Below are 6,879 nucleotides of genomic sequence, written 5' to 3'. Positions count from 1 at the left end.
GATCAGCGGTACGTTCTGCGCCCAGAGCGCCGCCTCCGTCTCAGCCGCCAACGCGGTGACCTGGATGGCGAGGTGGTCCGCGGCCTCGGCTAAGGGCCGCTCCACCGTCGCCTCGCGCAGCGTCCGCAGGTCGGCGAGGCCCATGCCGTAGGCGCTGAGCACCCCGGCGAACGGGTGGATCATCACTTCGGTCATGCCCAGGGCGTCGGCTACTAGGCAGGCATGCTGGCCGCCCGCGCCGCCGAAACAGGCCAGGACATACTTGGTGACGTCGTAGCCGCGCTGGATCGAGATCTGCCGCACGGCCTTGGCCATGTTCTCCACGGCGATGGTCACGAAGCCCTCGGCGACCTCGACGGGCGTCATGGCCTTGCCGGTCGCCGCCAGGATCTCGGCCGCCAGGACCTCGAACTTGGCCACCACCACGTCGCGGTCCAGCGGCTGGTCGGCGTTCGGGCCGAACACCGCCGGGAAGAAGTCGGGCGACAGCTTGCCCAGCATGACATTGCAGTCGGTGACCGTCAGCGGCCCGCCACGCCGGTAGCAGGCCGGACCGGGATTGGCCCCGGCAGAGGCCGGACCGACCCGGAACCGCGCCCCGTCGAACGAACAGATCGAACCGCCGCCGGCCGCCACGGTGTGGATGTTCATCATCGGCGCACGCATCCGCACCCCGGCCACCACCGTCTCGTAGGCCCGCTCGTATTCGCCGGCGAAATGGCAGACATCGGTCGAGGTGCCGCCCATGTCGAAGCCGATCACCCGCTCGAACCCGGCCTGGGCGGCGGTCTTGGCCATGCCGACCACGCCGCCGGCCGGGCCGGAAAGGATCGCGTCCTTGCCCCGAAAGGCATGGGCGTCGGTCAGGCCGCCGTTGGACTGCATGAACAGCAGCCGCGTCTCGCGACCCAGGGCGTCGGCCACCTTGTCGACATAGCGGCGCAGGATCGGCGAGAGGTAGGCGTCGACCACCGTCGTGTCGCCCCGTCCGACCAGCTTCATCAGCGGGCTGACTTCGCGGCTGACCGACACTTGTGTGAAGCCGATCTCGCGGGCGATCGCCGCCACCCGCGCCTCGTGGTCGGTGAACCGGAAACCGTGCAGCAGCACGACGGCCACGGCGCGAAAGCCGGCGTCGAAAGCGTCTTGCAGTCCGGCGCGGGCGGCCGCCTCGTCCAGCGGGCGCAGCACCTCGCCCTCGACACTGATCCGCTCGTCGATCTCGACGACGTGGGTGTAGAGCGCCTCGGGTTTGACGATGTGGCGGTCGAACAGCTTGGGCCGGGCCTGGTAGCCGATCCGCAGGGCGTCGGCGTGGCCCTGGGTGATCGCCAGGACTGTCGGTTCGCCGGCCCGCTCCAGCAAGGCGTTGGTAGCGACGGTGGTGCCCATCTTGACCGCGTCGATTGCGGCTTCGCCCTCAAGCAGAGCTCGGACRCCGGCGACCGCGGCGTCGTCATATTGCTCGGGATTTTCCGACAGCAGCTTGTGGGTCAGCAGGCTGCCGTCCGGACGCCGCGCGACGATGTCGGTGAAGGTGCCGCCGCGGTCGATCCAGAACTCCCAGCCGCGGTCKGTCATCAAGGTTCCCTTCGTGGAGAACCCTTGTGGCGCTGAGGCCCGCCCGCATCAAGGGCGAGCGGGCCTCGTCACGTCAAAGCACGTGGAACAGATACAGCAGCAGGATGATCGGCAGCGGGATGCCCAGCAGCCAGAGGAATGCGCCTTTCATGTCGTGCTCTCCTTAGACGTTGGTGGACACGACGCGCACGCGTCGATGCCAGACAGGGTGACGGGCGCCCAAGCGGCCGCCGGCGATGGCGCCGGCCGCGCCGAGGACCATGGTCGCCACGCCCCACCAGGCCAGGGTGGCCAGGACGTCGCCGGTCTTCTCGGCCGCGGCCTTGGCGTCGGCCTCGCTGACCCGACCGTCGGCGGGAACCGAGGCGTCGTCGGCGGCCGTGACGTAGGCCGTGGCGGCGGTGTCGGCGCCACGCAGGACGCCGCCCACGCCCGAACCCAGGCCGGCGAAGGCCAGGACGAACGCCACGCCCCAGACCGCCAGGCCTTGGAACAGGCCCTTGTGGTGGTCTGGATATTTGGCGGCCCGGGCGGCGATGAAGGCCCCGACCTGAAGGGCGACGGCGTTGGAGAACGCCACCCACAGGCCGCCACCCAGGGTCAGCCCCTTGGCGTCGCCGCTGTCCATGGTCCACGGATTGGCGGCGGTCGCGCCGATGGCGAGGCCCAGAATATTGAGCAAGGCCCCCAGCGCGATGGCCACCACCACCCCGGCAATGACCGCGCCCCACGAGATCAGCGGGTGCGCATAGACGTCTTCGTGAAATTCCGACGGCGATAAGTCGCTCATCTTCCCATCCTCCCAATTCCAGATGCGGGAGAACGGGGAGACAGGGACTTAGGTTGCGCTAGGCCCTGAAGGCCTCGATCCCGGCCCAGACGCCCAGGCCCAGGAAGATCAGCGCCGCGCCGATGCGGACGTACTTCAACGGCACGACCTTGGTCACCGCCTCGCCGAAATAAACGGCCGGGGCGTTGGCCAGCATCATGCCGAACGTCGTGCCCGCCGCGACCCAGAGCACGTCGTGGAAGCGCGCGCCCAGGGCGACCGTGGCGATCTGGGTCTTGTCGCCCATCTCGACCAGGAAGAAGGCGATGGTGGTGGTCAGGAACACGCCGTACCGGCCCTTGCCGCCAGGCATGTCGTCGTCGGCCTTGTCGGGGATCAGCGCCCAGGCGGCCATGGCGACGAACGAGACGGCGATGGCCCATTTGAACCAGGCGCCGTCGAACAGGCCCGAGACCAGCGAACCGGCCAGGGCCGCCAGGGCGTGGTTGGCCAGGGTGGCGACCAGGATGCCCAGGATGATCGGTACGGGCTTCTTGAAGCGCGTGGCCAGGATGATCGCGAGAAGTTGGGTCTTGTCGCCGATCTCGGCGATGGCGACCACGAGGGCCGAAACGAGCAGGGGTTCCATGGATCTAAAAACACCGTCCGGGCCGAGCGCACGCCAATAGCATCGGAGACCCCGCCCAGCCCGGAACGGAAACCGACGCCATTGGTCTCGCCGCGGAAGCTGATGCTTCCTCCACCCGCGCCATATCCCGAAGGATAAGTATGTTGACGACGGGCCCCGCTGATCGGTGCGGGCGGCTACTCCCCAAAGGTGGCGGGTTGGTAGCGGCGTTGGTTCGTGAGGTCAAGGCGTCGAGACGCCCCTGCGACGGTTGGGGACAGGCGCATGCGTCTGTCCCCGTTGTGGTTAAACGGCCGCCGGCGGATCGAACCTCATGACCTGTATCGACACCCGCACCTTGCCGCCGGTGAAGGCGCCGCCGGCCGCCGTGATCACCACGGGGGTGTCGGCATAGTAGGCTGTGGGGCCGACCACCCCGACATTGCTGGCGTTCTTGGCCACGCCCAGTGACGCGCCGAACTTCCCCGTGTCGCCGGCCACGCCGCAGTTGTACGAGGCGGCCCCCGTGATCGCCACACTGGTGCGGGTCGAGACGCTCAGCACGATGGCGCGGCTGGGGATCGCCACCGTGGTGGCGACCGACGCGCCCGACAGGGTCACCTCCTGTTCGAGAATCTCGAACCGGGTCGTGGCGAAGAACGGCGAGCGGGCGGCCGTCAGATTCTTGAAGGTCGAGGACAGCGGCGTCCAGTTGGCCCCGTCGTGGATCAGAGCCAGGCCCTCGTCGATGATCCAAGCCAGCCAGCCGGCCGACGGGGCCAGGGTCTCCCAGACGCCGTCGGCGTGACGGGCCAGCAGGCCGGCGGCCTTGTCGAACCACGCGGCGCCGGTCGCCCCGATCGGCAGGATGTGCATCGCCCCGTCGGCGGGCGAGCCGGGCTGGGCGGTGACCGTGCGGCTCTGCACGGCCAGTTGGACGAGGCCGTCCAGCTTGCCGAGGGCCTCGTTGACGGTGATGTGTTTCTGGGCCTGGCCGGCGGCCACGAAGGGCAGCGACAGGCGAGGCGTGGCGTCGTTGGACATGGGAGCTCCTGGAGGGTTTCAACGCCTCCAGTGTCGCCCCACCGCGAGTCTCGGAGGACCGACGGCCGTCGGTCCTCCGGCTGTCCCCGTTTACTGGGCCGCGAAAGCCAGGCGGGCGCCCGATGTGAAGGCCGTCTTGGCCGCCAGCTCCGCCTTGGCGTCCTCGTATTGCTCCGCGAACTTGGCGACCAGTTCGCCGGCCGTCAGCACCGCGTCGATCGCGCCGACGCCCTGGCCCGAGCCCCAGATGTCGCGCCAGGCCTTGGCCTCCTGGTTGCCGCCCGAGCCGAAGTTCATGGCCGACGGGTCGCTGACCGGCAGGTTGGCGGGGTCCAGCCCTGCCCGCTCGATCGACTGGCGCAGATAGTTGCCGTGCACGCCGGTGAACAGGTTGGAATAGACGATGTCGTTGGCCGAGGCCTCGACGATGGTGTCCTTGTAGCCCTGAGGCGCGTTGGCCTCCTTCGTCGCGATGAAGGCTGAGCCGATATAGGCCAGGTCCGCGCCCATGGCCTGGGCGGCCAGGATCGAGCGGCCCGAGGCGATCGAGCCCGACAGCGCCACCGGCCCGTCGAACCACTGGCGGATTTCCTGGACCAGGGCGAACGGCGACAGGGTGCCGGCGTGGCCGCCCGCGCCGGCCGCGACCGGGATCAGGCCGTCAGCGCCTTTCTCGATGGCCTTGTGGGCGTGCCGGTCGTTGATCACGTCGTGCAGGGTGATGCCGCCGTACGAGTGGATCGCGCTGTTCAGATCCTCGCGGGCGCCCAGCGAGGTGATGACCACCGGGACCTTGTGCTTGACGCACATGGCGATGTCTTCCTCGAGCCGGTTGTTGCTCTTGTGGACTATCTGGTTGACCGCGAACGGGGCCGAGGGCGCATCGGGGTTGGCGCGGTCGTAGGCCGCCAGCTCCTCGGTGATACGCGCCAACCACTCGTCCAGCTGCGAGATCGGCCGCGCGTTCAGGGCCGGGAACGACCCGACAACGCCGGCCTTGCACTGGGCGATGACCAGGTCGGGATTGCTGATGATGAACAGCGGAGACGCGATGACGGGCAGGCGCAGGCGGTCGCGCAGGATCGGCGGCAAGGCCATGGGGGACGTCTCCTTTGGTGCGGCCGCTGCGGGCCGCTCATGTAAACACCGTTAGCTTAAACGGTCGTTCGCACCGCGCGCAAGCGCTTGACCTACCCTAGGGCACGGGCGCATCTGCTGACCAAAACAAGAAAATGCTGCAGTGCAGGAGAGAAACGTCGTGACTCAGCCGATCACGCCGCTGGCGGAGGATTTCGGTTCTCTGGACCACGCCAAGGCCCAGGCCAAATGGATGTCCCTGGTCGAGAAGACGCTGAAGGGCCAGGCGTTCGACGACGCGCTCGTCACCAACACCCCCGACGGAATCGCCATCCGGCCCCTCTACACGGCGGAAGACGGCGTGGCCGTGGCGCGCGACCTGCGGGCCCGCGACGCCGACCGGCCCTGGGACCTGCGCATGCGCGCCGCCCATCCCGATCCCCGTCAGGCCGCCGCCGAGATCATGAAGGACCTGGAGGGCGGCGCGGCTTCCGTACTGCTGGCCCTCGATCCGACGGGCGTCAACGGCGTCGCCGTCGGCTCGCTGCAGGACCTGGCCCAGGCGCTGAGCGGCGTGATGCTGGACCTGGCCCCCGTCGCCCTGGACGCCGGCTTCCTGGGCCCCAAGGCCGCCGACTGGCTGGGCGGCCTGGCCAAGGCCGCGCCCAATGCACCGTTGGCGTTCCACATGGATCCGCTGACCGCCTTCGCCCAGGCCGGCGTCAGCCCCGGACCGATCGAAGGCCACCTGATCTCGGCCGCCACGGTCGGCGCCCGCCTGTCCCAGACCTACGCCAAGGCCAGCCTGTTTCTGGCCACCGGCCGCGCGGCGCATGAGGCCGGCGGCTCCAACACCGAGGAGCTGGCGGTGATGGCCGCCAGCGCCCTGGCCTACGCCAAGGCCTTGGTCCGCGCCGGTCTGTCGATGGAAGAGGCCTTTTCGCGGATCACCCTGGGCGTCAGCCTCGACGCCGAATACTTCACCGGCGTGGCCAAGGTCCGGGCCGCCCGGGCCCTGTGGGCGCGGATCACCGACGCGTGCGGCGTCTCGGTCCCGGCGGTCATCGAGGTCCGATCCTCGCAGCGCATGCTGACCCGGGCCGACGCCTGGACCAACTTGCTGCGCCTGACCTCGGCGGGCTTCGCCGGGGCGGTCGGCGGGGCGGACGCCATCGTGCTGGGCGCCTTCTCCGACGCCATCGGCCTGCCCACCGCCTTCGGCCGCCGCCAGGCCCGCAACACCCAGCTCGTCTTGATGGAAGAAAGTCATCTGGGCCGCGTCGCCGATCCGGCCGGCGGGTCCTGGTACCTCGACAGTCTGACCGACCAGTTGGCCCGCGCCGCCTGGGGCGGCTTCCAGGCCATCGAGGCGGCCGGCGGGATCGTCAAGGCGCTGGAGAGCGGCCTGGTCGCCGACATCGTCGCCGCCACCCGCGCCGCGCAGGAGGCCGCCTTCGCCGACAAGAGCCGCAAGATCCTGGGCGTCACCGCCTTCCCCAACGCCGACGACAAGCCGGTGGAGGTGGCCACGCCCAAGATCGCCGACTTCGCCGCCGATCCGCCCAGCGTGCGGGTTCCTGGGCCCGATTCCCGCTGTCCGCCCCTGACGCCCATCCGGTTCTCGGCCGCCTTCGAGRGAGCCCCCATGGGAGTAGAGGCATGAGCCAGTTCCCCGACTTCACGAGCATCGCCTTCGAGGCCGGCGCGACCGCCGCCGCTCCGGAGGGCGCGGTCTGGGTCACGCCAGAGGGCGTCGACGTCGCCCCGGCCTTCTCCGCCG

6 protein-coding genes and 1 riboswitch are annotated in these 6,879 nt (G+C 69.6%); of the genes, 1 reads left to right on the top strand and 5 read right to left on the bottom strand.

Going from position 1 to position 6,879, the window contains the following annotated elements:
• From AC1DZ6_RS15530 to AC1DZ6_RS15510, 5 genes are all read right to left on the bottom strand, one after another.
• A partial coding sequence (locus AC1DZ6_RS15530) for a hydantoinase/oxoprolinase family protein (RefSeq protein ID WP_477098058.1) occupies window positions 1–1,581 on the bottom strand: 1,581 nt, incomplete at its 3' end.
• Window positions 1,582–1,744: 163 nt separating this feature from the next.
• On the bottom strand, window positions 1,745–2,371 hold the full coding sequence (locus tag AC1DZ6_RS15525) for a hypothetical protein (protein WP_477098057.1): 627 nt from the start codon (window positions 2,369–2,371) through the stop codon (window positions 1,745–1,747).
• 58 nt (window positions 2,372–2,429) lie between these two features.
• The gene (locus AC1DZ6_RS15520; protein WP_477098056.1) at window positions 2,430–2,999 is read right to left on the bottom strand and encodes a TMEM165/GDT1 family protein; all 570 of its coding nucleotides are present in this window, start codon (window positions 2,997–2,999) and stop codon (window positions 2,430–2,432) included.
• A 63-nt stretch (window positions 3,000–3,062) separates the two neighbouring features.
• Window positions 3,063–3,196: riboswitch (yybP-ykoY riboswitch) on the bottom strand.
• 88 nt (window positions 3,197–3,284) lie between these two features.
• Complete coding sequence (locus AC1DZ6_RS15515) at window positions 3,285–4,022, bottom strand: DUF2793 domain-containing protein (RefSeq protein ID WP_477098055.1); 738 nt, start codon at window positions 4,020–4,022, stop codon at window positions 3,285–3,287.
• A 90-nt stretch (window positions 4,023–4,112) separates the two neighbouring features.
• A complete protein-coding gene (locus tag AC1DZ6_RS15510) occupies window positions 4,113–5,120 on the bottom strand; it encodes an NAD(P)H-dependent flavin oxidoreductase (protein ID WP_477098054.1) in 1,008 nt (335 codons plus the stop codon).
• 172 nt (window positions 5,121–5,292) lie between these two features.
• Between AC1DZ6_RS15510 and AC1DZ6_RS15505 the strand changes: the two genes are divergently transcribed.
• Window positions 5,293–6,762 (top strand): methylmalonyl-CoA mutase family protein, encoded by a 1,470-nt coding sequence (locus tag AC1DZ6_RS15505; protein WP_477098059.1) that lies wholly within the window; start codon window positions 5,293–5,295, stop codon window positions 6,760–6,762.
• Window positions 6,763–6,879: the final 117 nt, after the last annotated feature.

It is taken from the genome of Caulobacter sp. P1_B12_2, from assembly GCF_056406675.1.
Note: the sequence above shows the minus strand (reverse complement) of the source record. Positions and strands in the feature narration are given on the sequence as shown.

Coding starts and splice junctions, on each gene's coding strand:
- AC1DZ6_RS15525 (WP_477098057.1), bottom strand. CDS start 2,371: ATGAGCGACTTATCGCCGTCGGAATTTCACGAAGACGTCTATGCGCAC.
- AC1DZ6_RS15520 (WP_477098056.1), bottom strand. CDS start 2,999: ATGGAACCCCTGCTCGTTTCGGCCCTCGTGGTCGCCATCGCCGAGATC.
- AC1DZ6_RS15515 (WP_477098055.1), bottom strand. CDS start 4,022: ATGTCCAACGACGCCACGCCTCGCCTGTCGCTGCCCTTCGTGGCCGCC.
- AC1DZ6_RS15510 (WP_477098054.1), bottom strand. CDS start 5,120: ATGGCCTTGCCGCCGATCCTGCGCGACCGCCTGCGCCTGCCCGTCATC.